The 24,403-nt window shown below is 42.4% G+C and carries 14 protein-coding genes and 4 tRNA genes; 6 read left to right on the forward strand and 12 right to left on the reverse strand.

Translation table 11 applies throughout. The features are described from left to right. Positions 1-112 precede the first annotated feature (112 nt). The 5 genes from V7K85_RS26255 to V7K85_RS26275 form a co-directional block, all read right to left on the reverse strand. Complete coding sequence (locus tag V7K85_RS26255; RefSeq protein ID WP_334818039.1) at positions 113-1,714, reverse strand: TROVE domain-containing protein; 1,602 nt, start codon at positions 1,712-1,714, stop codon at positions 113-115. A 37-nt stretch (positions 1,715-1,751) separates the two neighbouring features. After that, positions 1,752-1,877, reverse strand: a tRNA-OTHER gene (locus V7K85_RS26260). Positions 1,878-1,944: 67 nt separating this feature from the next. Next, positions 1,945-2,071 (reverse strand) — tRNA-OTHER (locus tag V7K85_RS26265). Positions 2,072-2,120: 49 nt separating this feature from the next. Next, positions 2,121-2,246: transfer RNA gene (locus tag V7K85_RS26270), tRNA-OTHER, on the reverse strand. A gap of 28 nt (positions 2,247-2,274) precedes the next feature. Then, positions 2,275-2,408, reverse strand: a tRNA-OTHER gene (locus V7K85_RS26275). Positions 2,409-2,808: 400 nt separating this feature from the next. Here V7K85_RS26275 and V7K85_RS26280 point away from each other — a divergent pair. After that, positions 2,809-3,537 carry a hypothetical protein gene (locus V7K85_RS26280; protein ID WP_334818041.1) on the forward strand — a complete coding sequence of 243 codons (729 nt, stop codon included), beginning with the start codon at positions 2,809-2,811 and terminating at the stop codon, positions 3,535-3,537. Positions 3,538-3,568: 31 nt separating this feature from the next. Here V7K85_RS26280 and V7K85_RS26285 read toward each other — a convergent pair whose 3' ends face one another. Then, positions 3,569-4,711, reverse strand: coding sequence for a quinone-dependent dihydroorotate dehydrogenase (locus V7K85_RS26285; protein ID WP_334818043.1), 1,143 nt, complete (start codon positions 4,709-4,711; stop codon positions 3,569-3,571). A 140-nt stretch (positions 4,712-4,851) separates the two neighbouring features. Further along, positions 4,852-5,058, reverse strand: coding sequence for a hypothetical protein (locus tag V7K85_RS26290; RefSeq protein WP_334818045.1), 207 nt, complete (start codon positions 5,056-5,058; stop codon positions 4,852-4,854). Positions 5,059-5,195: 137 nt separating this feature from the next. Between V7K85_RS26290 and V7K85_RS26295 the strand changes: the two genes are divergently transcribed. The 5 genes from V7K85_RS26295 to V7K85_RS26315 all read left to right on the forward strand — a co-directional run bounded on the left by V7K85_RS26295 (position 5,196) and on the right by V7K85_RS26315 (position 16,724). Next, the gene (locus V7K85_RS26295) at positions 5,196-8,117 is read left to right on the forward strand and encodes a GAF domain-containing protein (protein ID WP_334818047.1); all 2,922 of its coding nucleotides are present in this window, start codon (positions 5,196-5,198) and stop codon (positions 8,115-8,117) included. 1,065 nt (positions 8,118-9,182) lie between these two features. Continuing rightward, positions 9,183-9,365 (forward strand): hypothetical protein, encoded by a 183-nt coding sequence (locus V7K85_RS26300; RefSeq protein ID WP_334818049.1) that lies wholly within the window; start codon positions 9,183-9,185, stop codon positions 9,363-9,365. Beyond that, positions 9,362-11,221, forward strand: coding sequence for a vWA domain-containing protein (locus V7K85_RS26305; protein WP_334818051.1), 1,860 nt, complete (start codon positions 9,362-9,364; stop codon positions 11,219-11,221). Before V7K85_RS26300 ends, V7K85_RS26305 begins: the two co-directional genes overlap by 4 nt. Positions 11,222-11,228: 7 nt before the next feature. Further along, entirely contained in the window at positions 11,229-13,637 is a 2,409-nt protein-coding gene (locus tag V7K85_RS26310) for a tubulin-like doman-containing protein (RefSeq protein WP_334818093.1), read from the forward strand. 30 nt (positions 13,638-13,667) lie between these two features. Further along, the gene (locus tag V7K85_RS26315) at positions 13,668-16,724 is read left to right on the forward strand and encodes a hypothetical protein (protein ID WP_334818053.1); all 3,057 of its coding nucleotides are present in this window, start codon (positions 13,668-13,670) and stop codon (positions 16,722-16,724) included. 361 nt (positions 16,725-17,085) lie between these two features. Here the strand turns inward: V7K85_RS26315 and V7K85_RS26320 are convergent, their stop codons facing one another. The 5 genes from V7K85_RS26320 to V7K85_RS26340 all read right to left on the reverse strand — a co-directional run bounded on the left by V7K85_RS26320 (position 17,086) and on the right by V7K85_RS26340 (position 23,222). Continuing rightward, on the reverse strand, positions 17,086-18,615 hold the full coding sequence (locus tag V7K85_RS26320; protein ID WP_334818055.1) for a nickel/cobalt transporter: 1,530 nt from the start codon (positions 18,613-18,615) through the stop codon (positions 17,086-17,088). A gap of 18 nt (positions 18,616-18,633) precedes the next feature. Further along, on the reverse strand, positions 18,634-20,043 hold the full coding sequence (locus tag V7K85_RS26325; protein WP_334818057.1) for a tetratricopeptide repeat protein: 1,410 nt from the start codon (positions 20,041-20,043) through the stop codon (positions 18,634-18,636). Between the two features lie 5 nt (positions 20,044-20,048). Continuing rightward, positions 20,049-21,317, reverse strand: coding sequence for a DUF4331 domain-containing protein (locus tag V7K85_RS26330; RefSeq protein ID WP_334818060.1), 1,269 nt, complete (start codon positions 21,315-21,317; stop codon positions 20,049-20,051). A 160-nt stretch (positions 21,318-21,477) separates the two neighbouring features. Beyond that, positions 21,478-21,849 carry a hypothetical protein gene (locus V7K85_RS26335; RefSeq protein ID WP_334818062.1) on the reverse strand — a complete coding sequence of 124 codons (372 nt, stop codon included), beginning with the start codon at positions 21,847-21,849 and terminating at the stop codon, positions 21,478-21,480. Positions 21,850-22,025: 176 nt separating this feature from the next. Beyond that, positions 22,026-23,222, reverse strand: coding sequence for a DUF4331 domain-containing protein (locus V7K85_RS26340; RefSeq protein ID WP_334818064.1), 1,197 nt, complete (start codon positions 23,220-23,222; stop codon positions 22,026-22,028). Positions 23,223-24,403 lie beyond the last annotated feature (1,181 nt).

The following is a 24,403-nucleotide window of genomic DNA, read 5'->3' on the forward strand; positions in this document are numbered from 1 at the left end:
ACATAACCGATAACCCTAAATTCTTCGGCCCCGAAAGGCAAGTTGCGAACAGGGATAACCCGCCATGAAGTATGAAAGATAAAGTGTTTCATCCTTTACCCTTCAGCAATATTTACAACTCATTCGTAGCCAGCATCTGGATAATCCGAGGCGTACCCGGATCGAACCCTGCCAAATCCCAAGACAGCGAATCTTCAGGATCTACCAAAGTAATTTGGTAAGGTGTCAAGCTAACATACACCGCCTTGACGTTGGGATTTACCTTTTTCCGGTACTGTTTCAACGCTTGACTTGGATGCTTATTCCCAGCCCAGCTTTCTGAGTCAGTCCAAAAACAGACAACATCCGCCTTGAACTTGTTTTTAATCATCCAGTCGTAAGCCACAGATGCATCCGTTCCACCAAAGTTTTGGTTGCTAGCTTTGCGAACCGCAGAACTAAAACTATCTTTGGCGGTGATATCTAATTCACGGAATTCGGTAGCAAAGCCGCGAATCATGTAGTTTTTCTCTGCTTTTGCTGTTACTAGTGCCATTGTGGTGGCAATTTCACAGCAACTCAGCCCCATATCTGCAACCAAGCTACCCATAGAACCAGAAACGTCTACGGCGTGCATGAACACTTTACGTGTGGGTTGCACAACATCAAAAGACAGTTCAACCGCCTTTTCTAAGATGTCCACAATCCGAGGAACTGGATTCCAAGTCTTCTTACTGCGTCCTAATGTTCCACCAGATTCATAAGTTTTGAGTGCTTTCAAAACATCAATCGGATGGATGCGACCTTTACGCAGATGTTCTCTGCGATTAAGAACTGCTTCCACATGGAGCAAATTGGCGCTTTCATCGGTTCGCAACACGCCCAGTTCAGTTAAAGAACCCAAGTTACGCAGCATTGCACCTATTGGCATTTCCTGAAATAGCAGCTGCCAAGCAACCTTGTCCATTTTGCCCACAGGTGCAGCCATTTCGTGGGTTAAGCGCCCTTGGGAAATAGCTTCATGGGTTTGGGTTGGATTTCGCTTCAGCCACTCATACCACCAAATCTGCGCCAACGCCTCCGAAGGGATGTCTGCTGGCAATTTTTCCCAGCCTCTAACTACCCACTCAAATAGTTGACGGTGATTTTCTGTAGGCGGTTTGACATGAAACAACCGCAACGCATCTCGGTGGGAGAAGCCTTGACGCTGTTGATATTTCAACAGTTGATAAGCTAAACCCTTGACATCTTCCCGTGAGAGCCAAGTTTTACCAGCTTCCCGCACTACTTTGCCAAATCCCCGCAGAGATTTGGTGTAGTTCAACCATTCGTAGAAGTGGCTACCAGTGCGGACAACTTGCGGGAAGATTTCACCAAACGCCTGTTTTGCTTCTGGTGCTTCATCCATCGACAACAGCACCAAAGCTAAGATAGGCGCACTGTTATTTATGGCGCGTCCATCGCTAGCATACAAAATTTCTTCCGCTACACGACCGGGATTTTCAGCAACAGCTTGTCTGACAACTGTCACAAAATCCTCAGTTAATTCCTGTTTACCAGCGTAGTAAGTGCTTTTTGCTGTGCCAACTAACAAACAACGGCGCAGCATTTTCCAAATACCAGCATCAAACATAAAGCCGCCGGAACGTCCCTGAACCATTTCTGCTTCCCGTCCGGGGATAGGCTGATTTTGGGGTGTTGTAGTCTTTTTGTTAGTGAAAAAATTGTAATTCATCGCTTCATCTCCCGGCCCTTGCGGGCAAAAATGAAAGGTGGCAGAGCAGGACTTGAACCTGCGACATCCGGCTTAAGAGGCGATAACCCTAATTCGTCGGCCTTTTCAGGCAAGGTGTGAACAAGGATGTTTTTCGGCGCTCTACCAACTGAGCTACCTGCCACATGAAAATTTTGGATTTTGGATTTTAGATTTTGGATTTTAAATTCAATCCAAAATCTAAAATTATTTGGTGTAGCGGAGCGGGATTTGAACCCGCGACCTCTCGAACCCTATTCGATAACCCTAATTCGTCGGCCTTTTCAGGCAAGGGGTGAAGAAGGATGTTTAGCGCTCTACCTCTGAGCTACCCGCCACATATAAATTCAAAATTCAAAATTGAAATTCCAGCACTCAGTACTAAATTTGGTGTAGTGGAGCGGGATTTGAACCCGCGAATGCTCGTTTTTAACGATAACCCTCAATTCGTCGGCCTTTGCAGGCAAGGGGTGAATAAGGATATTAAGCGCCTTACCACTTGGCTACCCACTACATGACAATTTAGAACTCAGCATTGAATTTGGTGTAGCGGAACAGGATTTTTACCTGCACCTCCAGAAGTTTGATCAAGGGTATTTAAGTTATATGCGATAACCCTCGATATGTCGGCCCTTCCGGGCAAGGTGGGTGCTCTGTCATTTGAGCTATCCGCTACTGGTGAAAGCTAACTCCCTAATGAAAGTTGACTTGTATTATTAATGTAGCATACGTATTATCTATTGTCAAGGGTCTGGCAAGCTAATGCACGAATTATTGCTTTGGAAAGAGAAGTCTGAGCGGTATAAGCAAGGCGCTGCTTAGAATTTCGAGGGATATTATCTGAGATGTATTGCGATCACTCTTGTCAAAACCCTCTTATTTTTCTCTGGAAAAAAACTTCTGCTTGTTCGCTAACTAATTGAAGATAAGCATAAGGGTGATAAGGGTATAACATCCACTAAATAAAGGTTTTGCCGGCAAATTTGCCGCAACTTGGCCAAAAGATACAAAAAAGTGTTCCAATTTTTGCCAAGATAATAGTATTATTTCCTAAAATTCACTTGGCAAAAATCGGCATGAGTGAAAAACCCATAGAAGATTACGGCAAGGCTTTTCTCGTTCTACTTTTGCCCATCTCGTTTTTGATTATTTTTCTGGTTACTACCTGGAGAATTTTACTGGCGGTAATTTTGCTGGTAATTGGCTTCAAGCTTTGGCAGGAATATCAATGGCAACAGTGGACTGTGCGAGTTAACCCAATTTTTCATCAGTTGGTTCGCGAAAATCAGGGCAGACTTACGCCAATGGACTTGGCAATCAAGGGCAATTTTACTGGAACAACGGCAAAACGCTACTTGGATGGTAAAGCCTCGGAATTTGGTGCCAGTATAGTGAACTCTGAAGGTGCAGGGCAGTCTTATTACTTTATAACTGCCAGCATTCTCGGCAATATTCTTGACAGTAGTGAGCCTGTTAAAGAACTTCCTGCTCAACCAGTTACGAAAACTGCGCGAACGCTCCTAGCACCACCACCACCACCAACCCCACAGGAGGAACTAGAAACCGAATTACTGCCACAGCCAACCCATGAGTCAGCTAAACGATCGCTGGAAAAACAGTTAATTTTTGGCTCTCTGATTCAATCTGAACTTGCCAAACGGCTAAATGTCTATTCCAGCACGGTTTATAAACGGCGAAATGATCCAGAGTTTCCTGAGTGGAGTCGCAGTAAAGACCCTGATGGTATTCCCTGGTCATACTCAGAAAAAACTAAGGAGTTTTTTCCAGTAGAGGAAGAAGGATAACAATTCAAAATTCAAAAATCAAAAATATTAATTACTTTTGATTTTTGAATTCTGAACCCACAGCTTCGTTGATGGAATTGAATCCGCTTTGTTCTAACTTGGAAAGCAAATCTAAAAGAATCCGGCGTACCATCAGTGGGCCTTCATAAACCCAACCTGTATAAACCTGGATCAGGCTAGCACCAGCAGTAATTTTCTCCCAAGCATCAAAGGAAGAAAAGATGCCACCAACGCCAATAATCGGGATTTGTCCTTGGGTTTGCTGCCAAATAAAACGAATTACCTCAGTGGAGCGATCGCGCAATGGTTCACCGCTAATTCCGCCAGCTTCTAACTGGGGTGATTTGCCAGTTTGGTCAATCACCTGGGTTTTCAGTCCATCACGGCGGATGGTGGTGTTAGTGGCGATAATTCCCGCCAGTTGGTAGGTTTTAGCAAGAGTTATAATGTCAGCGATCGCCACCAAATCCAAATCTGGTGCTATCTTGACAAAAATTGGCTTTTGTGTAATGTTTTCTTGTTGCAATAAATCCAAGATGGCACTGAGCATAGAAGCATCTTGGAGCGATCGTAACCCTGGTGTATTAGGGGAAGAGACATTAACAACAAAATAGTCTCCCAAATCTTTGAGTAAGCGAAAACTATCGAGATAATCCTGTGCGGCTGCTTCTAAGGGAGTTACCTTAGATTTACCCAAATTTATCCCTATGGGTATTGACTGGGTTAACTCCTGCTTTTCCTGTCCCAAACGTGCCGCCATTGCTGCTGCACCGCGATTATTAAAGCCCATCCGATTGAGAGCAGCTTTGTCCAACGGCAAGCGAAACAAACGGGGACGGGGATTTCCTGGCTGTGCATGAAAAGTTACAGTTCCTAGTTCTGCAAAGCCAAAACCCAGGTTAGACCAAATGCCAGCAGCGATTCCATCCTTGTCGAAGCCAGCTGCTAACCCTACGGGATTTGGGAAGTTTAGCCCAAACAAATTTTGTTCTAGGCGTGAATCGTATAGACATAAGGACTGGTTTAAGCGTTGGTTTACCCAACTAGCTCTTTGGTGAACGCCTGTTTGGGATAGCCAGCTAAAACTGCGAATCGTCTGTTGGTGTAACCACTCTGGATCAGTTTTTACTAGATTGAACAAAAGCGGACGAATCGCAAGTTGATAAATATCCATTTCAATCCTTAACACTACGCGAATTCGGTAGACTGCCGCGCTTCCTCTTTAGCTTGGCGTGCTTCCTCTTTAGCTTGGCGTGCTTCCTCTTTAGCTTGGCGTGCTTCCTCTTTAACTTGTCGAAGTTCTTGTTTAGTTTGTCATACTTCTTCAGCAATCTCCCGTATTTGTTCGCCAGAATTTCTCATTTCTTCACCAAGCTGTCGTTCCCCCTCTTGTGATAGCCTGACATCTTCAGCAGACTCTCGCTCCTTCTCTTGTGAGAGCCTGCTATCTTCAGCAGACTCTCGCTTTTCCTCTGAGATTTGTCTTTGCTCCTCTTGAGCATTGGAAGAAGTTTCGCCCATTTCCCTAGCACTCCATAATCTAACTTCAACAAACCTGTTTATTACTTAGAACTTTCAGCAAACACCCGTGGCAATATTACTCAGGATGCTTTTATGGGCATCTTATATATTACAAGCTATGTAAACTAAAAAATCAGATGGGGCAGCCGCAAAAACCTATAGCCGCCGAACAGCAGATCCTTTCCTTGGGACGTGTCCTCCAGTGCCTCAGAGAAGAAGATGATGTTGACGTTCTGATTGAAACTACTATTTCTTATCTCAAGGAACAATTTGACTACAAACTGATTTGGATTGCTCTTTACGATCGCCTGAATCACATATTATTCGGCAAAGGAGGCATCACACCTGATCATGACACGAGCTTTTTACGACAAAGGGTTGTTCTTAGTCCTGGGGATTTATTAGAGCAAGTGGTGATTGAACAACATCCCTTGGGCGTAGCTGATTTACAAACCGAAATCCGCGCCGCCGAATGGCGAAAAATTGCCCAAAAATTCCAGATTCAGGGAACGATTATTTTACCAATTCGTTATAAAGACCGTTGCTTGGGTTTGTTGTTACTAGGTTCAGAACGCTGGGGCTACCAACTGACAGGGGAAGCAAAAGCATGTTTGATGATGGTTTTAGGTGAATTAGGGGCAGTGCTTTCTCAAAATGAGATGGTTTTGCAGCACAAACAAACCAAGAGAACTGAGGAGCCATTATTAGAATTGCTGGAAAATTTACGCAGCCTCACTAACCTTAATCAAAGACTTGAAGCAGCAGTGCAAGCAACTCATAAATTTGTCTCCCCCAGCCGCACAAATGTTTACTGGTTTGAGCGGGAAGGGCGCTACTTTTGGTGTCGGATGAGCAATCAGCTTGTCAAAATTGATCGCAATTCCAGCACTCAGCAAGCAGCAGGAATGACGGTGCAGGAGTTGAGCGACTTTTATTATGCTTTGACAGTTAACCAAATTGTCTCGATTGGTGATGCACGCAGTTCTTTAAAAAGCCATTTTACGGCAAAATTGCTGCAACGGCTGAAGGTGCGATCGCTCTTGGCAGCTCCTGTCATCTGGCAAAAGAACTTAGTAGGTTTTCTGGCGGTGGAAAGCAATGAACCTCGGATCTGGACGGAGACAGACAAAAATTTCGTCCAAGGTGTTGCTGGTTTAATCTCCCTGGTTGCACCCGCTGAAAGCATGGAAACCACCATCAAACAGATTCAAGAAGATGCCCAACTGACTAGCCAAGTTGCCCAAGGTATTTATAGCGAACATGACCTTCAGGAAACTTTACACAACTGTGCTAAAAGAGTTTTAGTTCGACTAGCTGCTACGCGATTTTTGCTGTTGCAGTTTGACCCTGAGCAGAATAATTATCAATTTATTTACCAAAATCAGCCCCATAATCGCCGACCGTTGACATTTACGCTTCATACTCTCAAAGAATTAGATGGGCAGCTTTTGCAACGTTCAACTCAAGCGGTGGAAATTGAGAACTTAGATGAAGATTTACGCTTTTTTAATTGGCGTCCCTCGTTGTTAGAGAATGGTGTGCGATCGCTACTTGTTTGTAAATGCACTCACGAGCAAATACCAGCAGCGCTTTTGGTGATCACTCACGAAACCCATCGTTCTTGGACAACTCTGGAAAAGGAATTGCTGTGGGCCGTCAGTCAACAGATTGGTGTCATTCTTCGTCAGTGGCAATTACACAACCGCACCACCCAGCAGCAGAAAACTTCCCAGGCATTTGAGCAATGCCTACGCATCCTGACACAATCCCAGAACAGCAAAATCGAGGTCAAAAAAAATCATTTAGAACGTACAGCACTCAAACAAATAGCATCAATTTTGGGCTGTCCCCTAGCGGTATTGCTATCCTGGTCGCCTGGTGAAAGTTGGGCAAAAATTATCCCTGGAGTAATTGACAATAGTCAATTTGGGATTTTTTCCGATGCATCTATTCCTATCCAGGCTGAAGCCTTAATTCAGTGGGCACTTGCTACGGAGAGTTACCTGACTTTGAAGGTAGATGATTTACCCCCAGAAACTAGAAAATGGTTGAATGCTCCAGACAAAGGTCAAATTTTGGTGATGGCATTACGTACCAATGCTGATTATGAAACCACAGGTGTAGTGTTGTTGGCAGACTATCAAGAGCGTCGCTGGTCAGAACAAAACCTCAGTGCGACAGTAACTCTGATTTCTCAATTAGCCTGGTGGCGTCGTGAAAAGCAAATTACCCGACTTCTAGAATCCACAACAGAGAAATTACGACAACTTAACTGGTACAAACATCGTCGCCTAGAGGAAATTCAAAGAATAACAGCGCACTCCCTTAGACAAATACATGATTTAGGTATTCCTGCTAATGAACTTACTCAGATGCGCTACCAACTATTGCTGCGGCAGTTAGACCACACAGTCACCTCCATAAGCGGAATGCTAAAACTTGAGCATTGGCAGCTACACATGAGTTGGGAAACTATGCCCATAGCCAGTTTAATGAAGCGATCGCTCGAACGCATCGAAAATTTAGTCAAACAACAAAAGCTGTGGATTGGTGTACATGGTTTAGGACAACCGATTCAGGAGCAATCGCCAAACAACTCTTCATTAACTAAAGGCGTTCCTACCTCCAGCCCTCAATCTTCAATGGCGATCGCTGGTGATCTTGTCAAAATTGAATTAGTTATGCATGAATTGTTGGTTACTGCCTGTAAGCATTCTCAAATCGGCGGCAGAATTGATATTTGGTGTCGCCGTTTAAATGCATCTAAAAAAGTAGATGCAAATCATTCTACTGCAAGCGTAGCGGCTGATCATCAGACATCGCTAGAACTGTCGATTACATATAACGGTGCGATCGAACCACAGTTACTCACAGAACTACATAATAATACACCCAAAGATGTGCTTGCTGCCTCCAACCTCGACCAACCACCAGGTTTACATCTGCTGATCTGTCAAAATCTCATGCAAGAGTTGGGAGGAGAGTTGAATTTCTATCAATTACCAGATAATCGAGTAGTTAGCCGCTTGTTGTTGCCGTTAGTTGGTCATGATTCTTAGTATCATTTTTCAAAACAAGTGTCTGAAAATGAGCTTGAGTTAAGCATTTCTTCCTTCGCATCCTTCTCTAGCAGACTAAAGGCGAATGCTCTCTGCCAGACCAAGGCGTTCACGTAGTGTCTCGTAGAAAAGGTGGTAACCTGCGGCAAGCCCTACGGGTGACGCTCGTACCCTCTCTACGAGACGCGCAAGGGACGCTACCGCTACGTTCGCGGAGCGTCTCGTAGAGAAGACAGCTAGTTCCTTTATGCCTTTTAACCCGTCCACCGGACTGGCTCACAGCTTTGCGTCTACGTTAAAAAAATTGACTTTGACAAAGAGTTAAGCCTTAACCCAAGCGGATTAAATTGTTAACTACAACCATTAACAATTTATCGTTGTCACTGTCAAGGCTAATTAAACGTAAATATAAAATTATCTTGGCAATTATCTCAATTAATTTGTATATATTTACTGACTGCACCAAGAGGTCAGCTTTGAGTTTTTAATGACTTTAATATCCACAAAAACGTGACATTCTTTTTAAAAATAGTTAACATGTAACTTGATAAAAGACTGATCAACATCATTCCTTTTGAATGTAATATAAATTCACATTTCAATTACGAAAAAATAATTAACCAGCCCAAAATCGGCAAAATTGCCTATAAAATCGGGCTATTAATGGGATTTACACGAGAAGAATCAGCAATTTATCCTTAGCGTTGTACCAACAGTGAACTGTTGGAAGAATAAGGACAGCAATCTTTTAAGGATTGTCGTGCAGTAGTAGGACTTACGCAAAAAACCTCTCAAACTCTTATTCCTCCGTGTCCTCTGCGTCCTCTGTGGTTCGATTTTCCGTTACATGTGCGTAAGTCCTGAGTAAATTCAAGTTTTAGTAGAAAAACTTGATAAAAAGGTCAAAATATATTGGCTAAATATCACTAAAATATTTCGTATTTAGCATAAATAATTAAATTTATTTTAAATCACATATCGTATTTATAAATTTACACAATTAAATTTATATATCGATTTTAGTAACTCAATAGCAGCTTAAACATTCATTTTTTAGAGAATAAGATGGAATTAGTGCATCAAATCATAACTGTCATTTTGTTAATTATAAGTTTGCTGGAAAGAGAATTAGATGGATGGGATAACAATATATCGGCAGGCATTAAAGAAATTAAATCTAAACCCTTTATCTATCGCTTTCAGGAAGACCAATATAATATTTATCTGCCTGGAGAAATCTATCAATGAGTTTTAGATACTTCAAGCGTTGGTTGAGATTTAGTTCAGTCCGAAGCATCATTGTTTTGGCTCTAATATCAATTCCTAACTTATGTGGTGCATTTGCTCAGACTACTCCTAAAGGAGGAATTGACTGGATTTTAGTAGTAGATACTTCTGCTTCCATGCGTGGTGTAGGTGGAACGAAAAATATTTTTGAACCAGTAAAGAATTCTATTACTGAATTTGTTAACACTGCCAGATTAGGCGATACCGTTACTATCTATACTTTTGACAAAGATGTAACTTTAAATGCAGATGATATCAAGATTACTAGTAATCCAGACAGAGGTAAACTCAAGCAAATAATTAGCTCACTTCAGGCTGAGGGTGTGCGGACTTATACAGGTAAGGCTGTGCAAAAAGCGCTGCAACATTCCGCCCTGTTAAACAAACGTGCTGATGCTCTTGGTCGGACTGTCAGCATAGTGTTTCTGACAGATGGATTAGAAGATGTGCGTGGTATTCCTAATCCTGTTCTCATTCCTAGTAATACCCAATTTTTACGAGAGCAACAATGCAAACCCTATATATTTTTTGTGTCTTTAGGATTAAAAGAACACGAAAAACAGCTGAATGACTTTGCTAGCAATCCAGCGCTTTGCGGAAAGGGACAGGTATTACGAGATCCGGGAGGAGTTCAACTCAACAAGCTGGCTCAAAATATCCGACCAGTGCTGATTACACCTAAGCTTGATGTCAATTTACCCACGACCAATTTGCAGTCAGTATTACCTGGAACAACTACTGAACCAATCAATATTAATAGCATCAGTAATGTCAATGCTAAGGTAAGTTTGCAACTGGAAGACCCTCAGCAAAGTGGTATTCGCTTAATTCCACCCGATCGCACCATCGACTTAGTTGCGAATCAAGCAACAGTTATTCCCGTGCGTTTACAGATACCAGCAGAGGCAAAGGGGGGCGCTAATAACTTGCGCTTGGTGTTGATAAGCGCAGACCAAGCGATGTCTGGCGACAAGCCGCAAGGCGTCTACGCACCAATTACAATTGACCTACCTGTAACCATTCAGTCGAAACTACAAATACAACCTACAAGGATAGATTTTGGCTCAACAGAGGTAGGCAAAACCACTGAAACCCAAACTTTGGTAGTTCGCACCAATATATCTGGAACAGCCAGCTTACAGCTACAAGGCAATTCCAAAGATGTCTCTATAGCAGAACCTTCAGCAGCCATATCCTTACAACCAGGAGAAACTAAAATTCCTGTGCAGTTGCAGGTTACTGATAGCAGTTTTGCAGGTGACCGCACTTTCACCTTAGTCCTGACTCCAGATAACTCAATTACTAGTCCAGTCAGTGCGGAAGTTCATCTGCATATTTTGATGCCATTGGGACGAAAAATAGTCATTTGGTTGCTCTTAGGGCTACTGGTGTTGTTAATTACCCTGATAGTAGTTTGTTTGATTCAACGCAAAACCCCCTTGGAATTAGCCGAAGATTTTCGCACCCGCAAACGCTTAGAAGGAGCATTGGTAGTGCTAGAACCACTGCCACAATCATCCCAAGACGAAGAAATTAGTCTCACTCACCTCCAGAAGGGGAGAGTATGCCTGAGTGATTTGATACCAGGCATTGCTGCGACAAATTCTGATGCCGAGTTAGTCACAGTTTGGCGGGCAGGCAAAAAAAATATAGATTTGCGGTGTTTGAAAGGTGTAATTTTTGTCAATACTAAAAAGATAAATACAGATGAACTTTACGACGAGGACATCATCGAAATTGACAACGTTAAGCTGCAATTTAATTGGATTGAACACCAAAGACCCTCTGAGTCAAGCAGTGGGCAGACAAACTTTTGAATAATAGATTCGAGCACGGGGACGGCTCGCTTTATTTGCGAGAGTAGGCGATATTAAAGGTTTAATTTCTCAAGCAATCAATGCTGTCCGCGAAATTCGCACCAACACACAAGCATTTTCAGATAACTTTCAAGTTTCCAGTCGGGATGGTGTCGAAGTTTTTATTGTTGGCAGTTTGGCTGGTGGGACGGGCAGTGGCACATTTTTAGATGTGGCATTTTTAACACGAGAACATCTGAATAATTTTTCTAATATTACGGGGGTATTTGTTTTACCCAGAGTGTTTGCCAATATTCCCCAAACTCACTTGGTGAAGTCTAATGCCTATGGCGCTCTCAAGGAAATCGAACACTTTTGGGGATTGTCACCGTCTAATAGCATTGAAATTGATTATGGGATCGTAAAAGTTAAAGCCGATCGCCCTCCCTTTGATGCTGTATTTTTAATTGACGGGGTTAACAAAAATGGAAATGTAGTCGGTCGTCCAGACGATTTGCAAAATTTAGTTGCAGATGGTTTGTACATCCAGATTGGTTCTCAAATTGGTCTAGATGCTGCTAACGTTGCTGATAACATTCGCGCTTATTTGGCAAATGGTGAAAAAGTTCGAGGACGCAATATAAATTACTGTAGTTTTGGCTTTGCTACCTTGACTCTGCCAGTACAGCAATACGAGCGGATGAAATTAGAGGATGCTCAAAGCTTGTTGAAGAATGAGTTAATGGCATCTACTCTAACAATCGATTTAGAAAGCGACGTCACCCGGTTTTTAGAAGATTGCAAGTTAGCAGATGCTAGTACTATCCTAAATGCGTTGACTGAAAGCGATCGCGGTGGACAAATAAAACCCGAATTCCGAATTGGCGAAATCCGTCATGATCGCACAGCTTTGACGACGATTAAAGAACTCTACAAACGGCAATTGGATCAATTTGAACAACGGACGGCTCAAGAACTGGGATTGAGTTTTTATCGCTTAGAGCAGGCTGCAACTGCTGCGATCGCAACTTGGTGGGAGCGGAGTCTCAACCGTCCCAATGGACTAGCTTATGCCTTGCAATTTTTAACCAAACTTTCCCAAAAACTGGATGAATTACAGCAGAGCGTGCAGCACAAGTCGCAAGAAGCAAAAACCAGTTTCAATACTTTGAAATTAGAACCACAAGAAGAAAAGATTAAAGAAGCCGCAGAAACTTGGTTTTCAAATAAAAATACTATTCAAGCAGCTTGCCAAAGATACAAAGAACGGGCTGACCAAAAGTGGAAGACTTATTTACATTGGAAGCGGTGTGATAAAGCGGCTGAACTCTATGGTGTGCTGCGGACTAGGCTGGAAGAAATTCAGGAAAAGTGCCAGCGTCTGCACAGCAATTTAGATAAAGTTTATCGAGATTTAGAACAGAGTTATCACGAGGTCAACCGTCAAGGAAGTAACGATAATCCTTTTATTCACACAATTGGGCGCATCAATCTGCAATCGAAACGCCCCAAAGTTACTGGCGAAGATTTTATCCGTTGGCATCGAGAACAGTCTCAAACTTTAACGAATTGGTCTGACAAAAAAGCTGAAGATGTCAAGAACGAAATTCTAAAATTTGTAAATGAAGCTTACTATCCTCTCACCAGTATGACTGTTGAGCAGGTTTTAGCAGATAGTAATCCCGAAGATGCAGGACAAGATTTGCAACAACTTGGCAAACTTGCAGTTCCTCTCTGGCAGTATGAAGAAACGGAAATTCCCGTTCAACAGCAGCACGTAATCACAGAATTTTATTACTACGGAGTAGAGAGCAACAACACAATTTTTAGCGATCCGCCTCTTTCTAATCGTTTGCCTAAAGGAAATAATAATCCTTCTTTCGTACCAACAGGTGAACCCCATAAAGTGATGCTGTTTCGAGTAGAAATTGGTGTTCCCTTATTTGCCTTCAACGGAATGAAGGATATGGAGTCAGCTTACCTAGATCCGAACAAAGTCTTTAAGCATCTGCATCGCAATTGGACAAACTTAGCTAATTTAATTCCTCCAGAAGACGACGGTGGGGCGTTGCGTTGGTTTGCTTTAGCCCTGGCACCCGATCCATATAAATTAATTGTCAATCAGCGTAGAAACTATTTCGTTTCTACAGAACAAGCGAAAAAATTAGAGGGCGGAGTTTTGCCTTTGGGAGGCGATCGCAAGTCAGCATTTCAAGCTTTCAAGCGTAACTTGCCTCTGGTTCAGGAAATTGCTGACAAAGTTGAGCGGATTACCGACGAAGATCAAGACAAAGCCAAATTTACTTTGCAAAACTACATCAATCACCTCAATCAGGTTTTAAAAGATCGCAGAGTTGATGCCCAGATTCAAGAACAGGTAGAAATGGAAATCCAGGAAATTGAAGCCTACCTGGAAGATTTAGGTGTGATTATTTAGCACTATAGTTTGCACTCTGAGAGTGTCCCCATGCCAAAACCAACTATTTTACTTGCACTCGATCCTCACAGTGCCGCTTTTTGTGCAACTATTAAACGGCAACTGCAAGAATTTCCAGCCGATCAAACTTGTTTAATTCAAACTTATACCTTAACTTGGGATGGTCAAGCTTTTGGCTTTAGTGGCGAGTTAGATCAGTTTGCTGACACGAGTTTTGATCTCGCTCAAACTCATAGTAAACAAGCTTATGTCTCCAAAATTCGTACCCAGTTCAGCGAAGCGACAGGCGAACTACAAACTGCACTGATTGAATTATTGAAAACGGCTAATCAATCAGAAGAAGCGATCGCAGCAAAACGCCAAGGAGTGGAAATCAGTAGCAGCCATCGAGTATATCTCATGCTGTCAGGCAGCAATCAATTTGCTAGGGGAGTAGTTTTTGACATAGTACGCTTAATTCGTTGGCTATTTTCTAACTACTTTGCCGATATTCCTTACAGTTTAGAAGCTTTGTTGTTACTACCAGGGTTATTTTCCCAAGCCACAAATGCTGATTACGGTGCTGCTTACGCCTTCCTGAAAGAGTTAGATTACAAAATGACCAGTGGAGTTGTGATTAAAGGTGCTCAAAAAGTATCGCCTTTTGATAACTGCTGGCTAATGGACGGGCGAATTGGCGGACTAAGGGATAATTTACCTAGTTATGCTGATGCTTTGGCAGGTTTTCTCACTGTGGAACCGGAAACCAACGGCTTATTGCTTGGCGCACAAAAAGTGCGGGGGAAAATACCCGCCTATAGTTCATTTGGTTATGGAGAATTGTTTTTTGCAGGAGAAACAACTATTAATCGTTTGAGCGCTGCCTTTGCTGCCGATATTATCAGGGAGCAGTTTTTACCAAAGGCAGAATTCACTCCCGAAGCAAGCCGCAAATGCCTGTTAGATGCCAAAGGATTTGTCCTCAGCGAAGATTTCAGTAATGCTTTTCTGCAATTAGAACGAGACAACGGTAAACCAGTTTGGCAAGATTTTAATCCGCGTATTGAGATCCATGCAGGGATGGCGCGGGAATATGGGATGGAATTGCAACGTGCTTATCGGCAATTTGAAAATAAAGAGCTACTTTCCTATAAGCGCACGCTAGAAAAGTGTTGCAAACAATTACAAGGAAACCTAACTAGTTTTTTAGATCGCAGCATCAATCGTTATGTTGATGCTACACCTAGAGGCTTACATGAAGGAGTTAGGCTATTAAACATATTCACCTTTTTGTATTTGGAACTGCAAACGGATGCCATTGGCGATCAATCCCAAAATCTGGTTACAGAATTGCGTGCGGCTGAAGCATTTCTCGATTCAAGATTGCAGGTAACAATTGATCGAGAAGCCACTCAAAAGCTGCTTAACCAAGTTCTATCCTTAAAATTGCGGCAGCAACAATTACAAGATGGTTTAGCTGAAAGAAAATCTGAAGAACAACAGCAAGAGTTAGAAACAACTCAGAAACAGCTAGAAACAGCAGTTGCTGACTATCGGCAAGCGTTAAATGCCGAAATCGAACAAGCTCGACAAATTCGCTTTATGGCGATCGCTCGCGCTCGTGAACAAGCTGAAGCTGCGATCGTTGTAGCTCAGAACCACTTAACGGCCATTGAAAATCAACTCGAAAAAGCCACAGATAATTTAGATGAACTATTAACAGAAGAAAACCGTTTTCGCTCACAATATCTGATCGTTTATCCTATCTTAGTTACTGGTGCTTTATTAGCCTTGCTGATTTTGACCGGAATTTTCAGTCAATCAACACTATGGCTATTATTGCAAAAATTTTGGGCTAACTTAGTTACTTATCTGCTTTGGACTGCGGTAACAATTTTAACTTACTTGGGTATCGTTTGGCTGAAGTACAGCACTAATATCCGCGATCGCATTCAAAAGGCTCAGAAACAAATTAAACGACTAGAAAGCACTGTTAAAGCAACCATCGTAGAACTACGTCGCAACTATAATGAACAATTAAAGTTGGAGTATGATTTATACGCCCAAAATCTCCGCGTCGAGGCATTGAATTATCTGATTAAAACAGCTAAACAAAGGGCTGAGACTTTACGGCAAACTCTTACTGACTTGTCTGACATATACAATGATTTGGTTGCTCAACGCGATCAAGCTACGACAAAGTTCTCAGAAATTAGACTCACAGTTCTTACCGATGCCGATATTGATGCTTATTACCAAAATTTCCTTACCACACTAACAACTGAAACATTCACTAAAGAACAAATTAGCCGCTCTCAGGCGTGGAAAATTTCTGCTGAAGTATTTAAGAACCAACTTATCTCTTTTGCTTGCCAGCAGTTCGAGCAATTGAGCAATTTATCTATTGGGGAAGTATTAAAACAATCAGGTTTAATTGCTGAAAACACTGCAAATTTGCGTTTGAATCAACTTTATAATAACGCTAACTTGTTACTGCAAATTCAGGATATTGACATTAACTTAAACCCAACTTCTCAACGAGAGATTACCCTCTGGGTGGGAGCAAAAGATAAGGAACAAATATTTGCGTTTTACAGTGGATTTAGTCGCACTTTTAACGCCTTGGTAACTGAAGATAAGCGGCGGTTGTATGTTTTGACCCGTTCGTTGGGCTTTCCGGCTTATTTTCTCAGTCAAATTGAGTATTATCGAGATTGCTATGAACGGACTCAGAGCGAACAAATCGAGACAGACGAGAATATTCCTGATTTAATCCCAGAAGAAATTGGTTCTGGCAGGGAATTAAAACTAGCTTATCAAACCTTGCTTTTAGCGATCGCTCTTGGGCTACTATCCCAGCATTCTCAAGGTGATTATCAATTCAACGGTCGGTCACTTGGTAAAGACCGAGAACAAATTACCTTAGCTTTAGCAACTGAGTTCACCTTTCAGGAACTCTATGGAAACTTAGAAGAACGTATCGAAACATTTGAACGTGATTTTATTTACCATAAGTTACAGGAATTAGGAACATCAGCTTCATATTTAAATCATTACGAAGGTAAGCTTTTAGATCATCTACTCTCAGAGTATAACCCTCTGAATTAAGCATGAAATTGCCCTCTTTATGGTATGGCGAGAAACGCAAACCATCCATTTTGCAGAATTTAAAAGAATATCCCATCATTGGGGCGTATTGCAATACGCCCCGACAAATGTACTAATCAGCAAAATTCTGAGTGCGAAGTGCAAAATGATTTTGTGAGCAGGATTTCAAAGACTCAAATTGAGCCAAAAAAGTTTTTCAGCCTGTGATAAGCTAATTTCAAAGTAGCCGATTATGCACAAAGCAGTTATTAAAGAGATGAAGATAAATCGTTTCATATTTTCCTCAAAATAAGATTTTCTGACATCTAGTTGTTCAGGGTTATTTGACAAAACTGAATGCTTTTGTATTCTGCACTTTCATCTAGTTCCAGGGATGAGCTAGCAAAGCCTGGGAAGTAATGCCTAAGCCAATTAGGGTGATACATAAGGCGCTTGCGACTGGTAACATTTTAATCTTGGGTATCTGGAATGGTAAATCCTCAAACCGATCCTTGGCGTAGACCAGCATTAACCCGATTCCAGTTAATACTGCTGCTAGACCTAAGCTAAAGGCAGATACCAGCGCTAATCCAAAGCCAATTCGTCCCATTGCGATCGCACTCAGCAACACTACTAAGGCTGAAGGACAAGGTAACAAGCCGCCCGATATTCCCAGCGCTAGGAGGCTAGACCACTTCATGGAACTTAGATCACCGTCAGGCGGTAGATGGGAATGCTCATGGTGTACATGGTTGTGGTCATGGTGATAGCGAAGCGGTAGCGAGTCATCGAGCGTCTGGTGATGATGCAAGTCGTGGCTGTGTTCATGACTATGTACATGGTCATGTGAATGAGAAACCTGAGTCCCTTGCAATCGACTGATAAACAAATTCAGACCAATTACAGTTACCAGTACCCCAGAGAGGACGCTTAACCAAGGGTACAATTGCTCTGTCAATATAAACTGAGATGTGCCAAGAGTGACCAGCCCTAGAGCAAATATGCCAGCTGTATGGGTAATCGTTACAATCAGCCCCAGGAATAGGGCATGTTGGGCATTACTACGGGAACCCACCAAATAAGCACCGACTATCGTTTTCCCATGACCAGGGGATAGAGCATGTAAACCACCCCATAAAAAGGCGATCGCTAGAGCTATTAGAATAGTCAAGAAATTATGATTTTCCTGAGTAATCAGGCTAGTAAAGACATCGTTGCTTCTTCCTGTCAAAGCATTATCTAAGCGGCTGGATGATTTAACTTCCTGTGGAGGCGCTTGTTGACTAGATGTCACAGACGGATCGAGTTTAAACTCAATCCGACGCTGGTCGAGAGGACTGCTGAGTAAGTCCGTGGGGTAATCTTTCAAGCGGTTGGTAATACTCAAAGAGGTGAAATCACCTTGAATAGGAACGCCATTTGCAACCACAGTAATCTCACGCCAGCCCAAGCGCTGTGGATAAAACTGATCTTCAAATATTAACTGATTCGCACCGACTAACTCCGTTGTTCCATGAAAATTACAACTCAGCCGCAGTGTAGATAATCCTCCTACACCTGGAGGAAATTCGACTGTTGATTTTATCAAAGACAGTGCTAAAGGTTGTTTATTGATCAACAGTTCCAGATGTGAGTTGACTTCCTGGCATTTTTGGTCAGGGTATTGAACAGTCTCTACAGGTTCAGCTTTGCGGTTGTGATTGGTATCGAACTGATTAATTTCTTGAAAAGCAGGAATTTCTGCCATGTCTAGAACATAATCAATCCCTACACCATCCAGCGCAACCTGCACTCCTGCGTAGTGATTGATGGTGAAATTGCCTAAAGGATGGGCATTTGCCCTCGGCATCCAAAAAAAACATATTGCGATAATTGCAGTACTCCAAGCCAAGCGATACAGCAGCTTTTTCATAAAGAACTCCCTATAGCGTTAGGAGTGGGAGAGGTTATTTTGAGAGACAGAGCGCGTTAGGTTTGCCAAAACTTGACGAGCTTGATCAGCATACTTGTGATGAAATTGAGGATTGAGGCTAACAGCTTGAGTTAGTCGCTTTATTGCTGACTCACGGTTATTTAAGTGAAGCGCAATCATGCCAGCATGGAATTGCAGCAAGGCATCCTCTGTCCCGAAGCGAGTTGCCCGTTGTGCTGCCCTTTGGGCTTCTTGCCATTGCCCATTAGCCGCAGCTGCCCAAGCCAAAGTATCCTCTGCATATACATCGTCTCGCACTGCTACTTCACTACGAGCAATCTGTAGTGCCTCTGTTAAATGAATTCCGTGTTCGGTGTAGTAAACTGCCAAAGCGCGATCGTAGATTCCTTTAACTTTGCTCAGGTAAGCTACTACCCCGATCAAATCTTCAGTTTCAGTTGCGCCTTTTTGGTCTCCCAGAGCTAGTTGAGCATCAGCCTTATACCCCAGCGTTTCCACCTGTGGCATCAGTTCTATACCCTGGTTTGCTGCATTCAGAGCATCCTGCCAGCGATGCTGGGCCGCATAGAGGCGGGCTAATCCTGTAAACGCAGCTATATGCCGTGGGAAGAGGTCAAGAGCTTCCTGATATCGCTGCTCAGACAGGGCAAAATCCCCGGCTGCAAAAGCAAGATCCCCAGTCCGCACATGAAACCAAGCACGAGTTTCTGCGCTGATTGTGTAGAAAGAGTCCATCTCCTGCATAGCCTCATTTAACAGTTGCCGTGCCGAGGCTAGATTGCCAGTTAACTCTAAGTAACGGGCAACAACTGCGTTATGACCAGAGTTCGATTCTTCCTGTGCAAGGTTCTGCAAGAGTTGATGAGTTGCTTCATAGTCGCCCAACTCCATCAGAATCGATGCCCTGAGTGAGACAATATTGGGATTATCAAGAGATGGGTTTTGAGTGTTATTTAACACATCTAAAGCTGACCGAAACTGATGTTGAGATAGTAAAGCTGATGCTAAGAGCATGGAAGAAACCTGATTATGATACGGCTGTAGTGCCAGGGATCTACGTGCCGCTTGTTCTGCTCGTAACACATCTTCCACATCTGCCATTTCTCGAAAGCGCCTCAAATATTGATCAGCCAACAGACGTAAAAATATTGAGGAATTGGGAGATTGGGCAACTTTCTCCTCATAGACGCTGATAATATGCGATCGCTGTAAATAATCTGGAAAGACTAAATCTGACTGCTGAACTGGTAATATCTGCTTAGAATTAACAGTCAGCAGTTGCACAGCAGAGGAATATATACCTGACTTACCATTGGTGTAGCCTAAATTTACCGCTTGTGTATTACAGGGTCTTAGTAAAACCAGTAGGCTAGTCAGCGCTAACACCCATAGTATTCGTAGATGCATAAACCTTACAAAGGATTACCTAAATAAGGGAAGGTAGGAAGAAAGTTGGCATTATTAGGCCCAACATTATCGCTAGTCAGCCCCGGAATTTGTCCTTCAGTAATCCCTGTAACTGCATTACCAAAGACAACAGATGCTGTTACATCGATTACGTCATCTTTTGGTCTTCTACCACCAAAATTTTTGCCTAACTGAGTCCCAAAATAACTACCGCTAGGTTTAGAAAGGTCAGCTTGGATAACATCAGGAATCGCCACTGAGATAACTGCATCGGCTATACCTTCAGGTCTACCAATCGCTTTTACAAAGGATTTAATGAATTGCGATTGGTTATTAGCATCTTTAGTTGGTGTCTGAAGATTACTATTATTATGAGCTTTGAAGTCCATAAAAAGTTCATTCAGGGCTGGAACTGCTAATCGCTCAATTTGAGCAAAATGACCATTTCTGAGTCTAGGAGTTTTAACACTAGTTGTCATCCAAGCACCAATCTTGCCACTACCAAGCAGTTTCCTGGGTAGCTCGACAATAATTGAGTGGACATTGAATGGGGCTAGGGTGTCTTTTGCTTGTCCAAGTGGTCTAAAGGAAAGAACTTGGAAGGGAGGACTGGGATTAGGCTGAAGGCTATAGTTCCGATCCGGGATGATTTTAAAGAACTGTTCTAGATCGAAAAAGAACGGGTCTTTCCGTGTGCCAACAAAGAACTTCATGCCGTTATATGCGGAGAATGTTTGGTTGAGTTCCCCTGTCCAACTTACTGGAAGCAAAGCTGACTTTGTTCCTACTTTGATTGGACTACTTGGACCGCGGACTGTGACAGTTTGGTATGAGCCTTTACCACTTATATTGAATTGAAGTACGACATCTTCAATACTGTCGCCAGTGTTATCAATCTTAAATTGATAAAGAACATTTGGATCGAATGGTCTCATTTCACCAGAAACGATCAGAGGGTCGAAATCCATTACTAAGACAACATTTTTGGCGTTTGTCGGACTCTTAAACACATACAAATCTGTCAGATCCGCAGCAGTCAGCTTAGTGGCAAGAAAAGTTGTGTCCTGGTGATCTGAAGCCAAAGCTTTAGGGGTTGCATAGATTAGGACTACTAGCAAAATAGCGACAAATGCCACTAGGGTACGAAAAAAACGAGTAGCTCTAGTCAGCGATCGCTTAATCGGAAAAAATGCCATATTTTGCACTAGTTTATCTAGAAGTACCCAGACTTCAGTTGGTATAAAACAGGTGATACTCCGAGCATTTATTCTCATAGTTGCCCTTCTTGAGGTGTTTTGTATCTAGTATTGTATATGTAAATAGTGCGGTTACTACCGAAGTGCCTCACAGCTTATTAGCTTCTACTACTCACTTTCCAGACCAAAACTTGCCCACTTCTTGCTCAGTTTTCTAGTTTGAAGTTGTAAAACTTATTTACTGTAGTGCCAGGGATCTACGTGCCGCTTGTTCTGCTCGTAACACATCTTCCACATCTGCCATTTCTCGAAAGCGCCTCAAATATTGATCAGCCAACAGACGTAAAAATATTGAGGAATTGGGAGATTGGGCAACTTTCTCCTCATAGACGCTGATAATATGCGATCGCTGTAAATAATCTGGAAAGACTAAATCTGACTGCTGAACTGGTAATATCTGCTTAGAATTAACAGTCAGCAGTTGCACAGCAGAGGAATATATACCTGACTTACCATTGGTGTAGCCTAAATTTACCGCTTGTGTATTACAGGGTCTTAGTAAAACCAGTAGGCTAGTCAGCGCTAACACCCATAGTATTCGTATATGCATAAACCTTAAAGGTTGTTTGAAAAGTGTTTCGCTGTGACTTTAGGTACTTTTATATCTCCCCTAACCCACGCCAGTCGCTCCACTTGGGGAGACCCCTGTTCCCCATAAGCAAGTGGCGTGGATTCAGAGGAATCTAGAACTTTTAATACCTACAAGAGGACTTTTCAAACATTCTCTTACAAAGGATTACCTAAATAAGGGAAGGTAGGAAGAAAGTTGGCATCATTAGGCCCAACATTATCGCTAGTCAGCCCCGGAATTTGACCTGTAGTAATCCCTGTAACTGCATTACCAAAGACAACAGATGCTGTTACATCAATTACGTCATCTTTTGGTCTTCTACCACCAAAATTGTTGCCTAACTGAGTCCCAAAATAACTACCGCTAGGTTTGGAAAGGTCAGCTTGGATAACATCAGGAATCGCCACTGAGATCACTGCATTGGCTATGCCTTGAGGTCTACCAATCGCATTGACAAAAGCTCGAATGAATTGCGATTGATTGCTAGCGTCATTGGTTGGTGTCTGAAGATTACTATTATTATGAGCCTGAAAGTCCATAAAAAGTTCATTCAGGGCTGGAACTGCTAACCGCTCAATCTGAGCAAAACTCCGACTTCTGAGCCTAGGAGTATCAACACTAGTTGTTATCCAAACACCAATCTTGCCACTACCAAGCACTTGCCTGGGTAGCTCGACAATAATTGAGTGGACATTGAATGGGGCTAGGGTGTCTTGTGCTTGTCCAGGTGGTCTAAAGGAAAGAACTTGGAAGGGAGGACTGGAATTAGGCTGAAGGCTATAGTTCCGATCCGGGATGATTTTGAAGAACTGTTCTAGATCGAAAAAGAACGGGTCTTTCCGTGTGCCAACAAAGAACCTCGCACCGTTAAATGCGGTGAATGGTTGGTTGAGTTGCCCTGTCGTACTTACTGGAAGCAAAGGTGACGTTGTTCCTACTGTGATTTGACGAGTTGGGCGGCTGACTGTGACAGTTTGCTGTGAGCCTGTGCCATTTATTTTGAATTGAAGTACGACATCTTCAATACTGTCACCAGTGTTATCAATCTTGAACTGATAAAGAACATTTGGATCGAATGGTCTCATTTCACCAGAAACGATCAGAGGGTCGAAATCCATTGCAAGGACAACATTGTTGGGATTTGCGGGACTTTCAAACACAAACAAATCTGTGAGATCCGCAGCAGTCAGCTTAGTGGCAAGAAAGGTTGTGTCCTGGTGATCTGAAGCCAAAGCTTTAGGGGTTGCATAGATTAGGACTACCAGCAAAATAGCAACAATTGCCACTAGGGTACGAAAAAAACGAGTAGCTCTAGTCCAATATAGCGATCGCTTGAGCGGAAAAAATGCCATATTTTGCACCAGTTTATCTCTGAGTACCCAGATTTTACTTAGTATAAAAAAACTAATACTTTGAGCATTTATTCTCATAGTTGCCCTCCTTGAGATATTTTGTATCTTCTATTGTATATATGTACGTGAAAATAGCAAGTTTATTCAGATTTTAAAAAAGACTGCGTTTATTACCGAAGTGCCTCACAGCTTCTTGGCTCGTATTACTCACTTAACAGACCAAAACTTGCTTATTTATTGCTAACTTTTCTATTTTAAGGTTTTAAGACTTATATAGTACATATACAATACTTAGAAGAGGGCTATTTCAGCCATGTCGCTCCACCAACCGCTATTTAGTAGTCCGTATATTACTTTTCTATTATTTACAAATATGTGATTGCGAGTGAAACGTATTGCTACTGAGAGGCACGTCTCTAAGAGTTGCAATCGCAATGATTTCAGTGAGTTTACATTTAGTTGCATAGTTAGGTTTATTCGTGCCCATTTACTTACAATCTCACTTCTTAATGTTTTCTTATATGTCAGGACTTACGCACAGGTAACGGAAAATCGAACCACAGAGGACGCAGAGGACACGGAGGAATAAGAGTTTGAGAGGTTTTTTGCATAAGTCCTATATGTATAGGACTTATGCATCAAGTACGAAATGTAGGGACAATACCCTGCCCATGCATGTCAACTTACAGCTATTATTCAGGTAAATAGACCACGCTCTATGGGCACAGCAATACTGTGCTCTTACGAAAGATGTGGTTCAAATATATGAAAACTGCTGTAATGTGAAAGTTACCCTAGAAGCAGCTTTTAGAGATTGTCTCGTTCCCAGTCTCTGACTCTTAATGCCTAATGGGAGGCTCCGCTTATCTTACTCGCGGCAGAGCCGCAATGAACAGCATTTCCAGCCTCTGGCTGGAAACGAGGTTTTAAGAGGGTTTTACCAGAAGTTGACACCAATTTACCCTGCTTTAAGCCGCTTCTCTACAAGACACTCCGCGTAGCTTGCTTCTCCGTAGGAGTATGCCTCTACATGAATTGCCCCTACGGTAAATCAAGGCTTTCACTGCCTTTTTGCATAAGTCCTGTATGTATTGAAGCAGGCAGGAGGTAGGAGCCATTGACAGAGCTCTTCAGTGTTTCTCTTTTTGTTTAACAATGCTACGAAAACCCCTCTCTGGAAA

It is taken from the genome of Nostoc sp. (assembly GCF_036917615.1).
Classification (GTDB): domain Bacteria; phylum Cyanobacteriota; class Cyanobacteriia; order Cyanobacteriales; family Nostocaceae; genus Nostoc.

Coding starts and splice junctions, on each gene's coding strand:
- V7K85_RS26255 (WP_334818039.1), bottom strand. CDS start 1,714: ATGAATTACAATTTTTTCACTAACAAAAAGACTACAACACCCCAAAAT.
- V7K85_RS26280 (WP_334818041.1), top strand. CDS start 2,809: ATGAGTGAAAAACCCATAGAAGATTACGGCAAGGCTTTTCTCGTTCTA.
- V7K85_RS26285 (WP_334818043.1), bottom strand. CDS start 4,711: ATGGATATTTATCAACTTGCGATTCGTCCGCTTTTGTTCAATCTAGTA.
- V7K85_RS26290 (WP_334818045.1), bottom strand. CDS start 5,058: ATGGGCGAAACTTCTTCCAATGCTCAAGAGGAGCAAAGACAAATCTCA.
- V7K85_RS26295 (WP_334818047.1), top strand. CDS start 5,196: ATGGGGCAGCCGCAAAAACCTATAGCCGCCGAACAGCAGATCCTTTCC.
- V7K85_RS26300 (WP_334818049.1), top strand. CDS start 9,183: ATGGAATTAGTGCATCAAATCATAACTGTCATTTTGTTAATTATAAGT.
- V7K85_RS26305 (WP_334818051.1), top strand. CDS start 9,362: ATGAGTTTTAGATACTTCAAGCGTTGGTTGAGATTTAGTTCAGTCCGA.
- V7K85_RS26315 (WP_334818053.1), top strand. CDS start 13,668: ATGCCAAAACCAACTATTTTACTTGCACTCGATCCTCACAGTGCCGCT.
- V7K85_RS26320 (WP_334818055.1), bottom strand. CDS start 18,615: ATGAAAAAGCTGCTGTATCGCTTGGCTTGGAGTACTGCAATTATCGCA.
- V7K85_RS26325 (WP_334818057.1), bottom strand. CDS start 20,043: ATGCATCTACGAATACTATGGGTGTTAGCGCTGACTAGCCTACTGGTT.
- V7K85_RS26330 (WP_334818060.1), bottom strand. CDS start 21,317: ATGAGAATAAATGCTCGGAGTATCACCTGTTTTATACCAACTGAAGTC.
- V7K85_RS26335 (WP_334818062.1), bottom strand. CDS start 21,849: ATGCATATACGAATACTATGGGTGTTAGCGCTGACTAGCCTACTGGTT.
- V7K85_RS26340 (WP_334818064.1), bottom strand. CDS start 23,222: ATGGCATTTTTTCCGCTCAAGCGATCGCTATATTGGACTAGAGCTACT.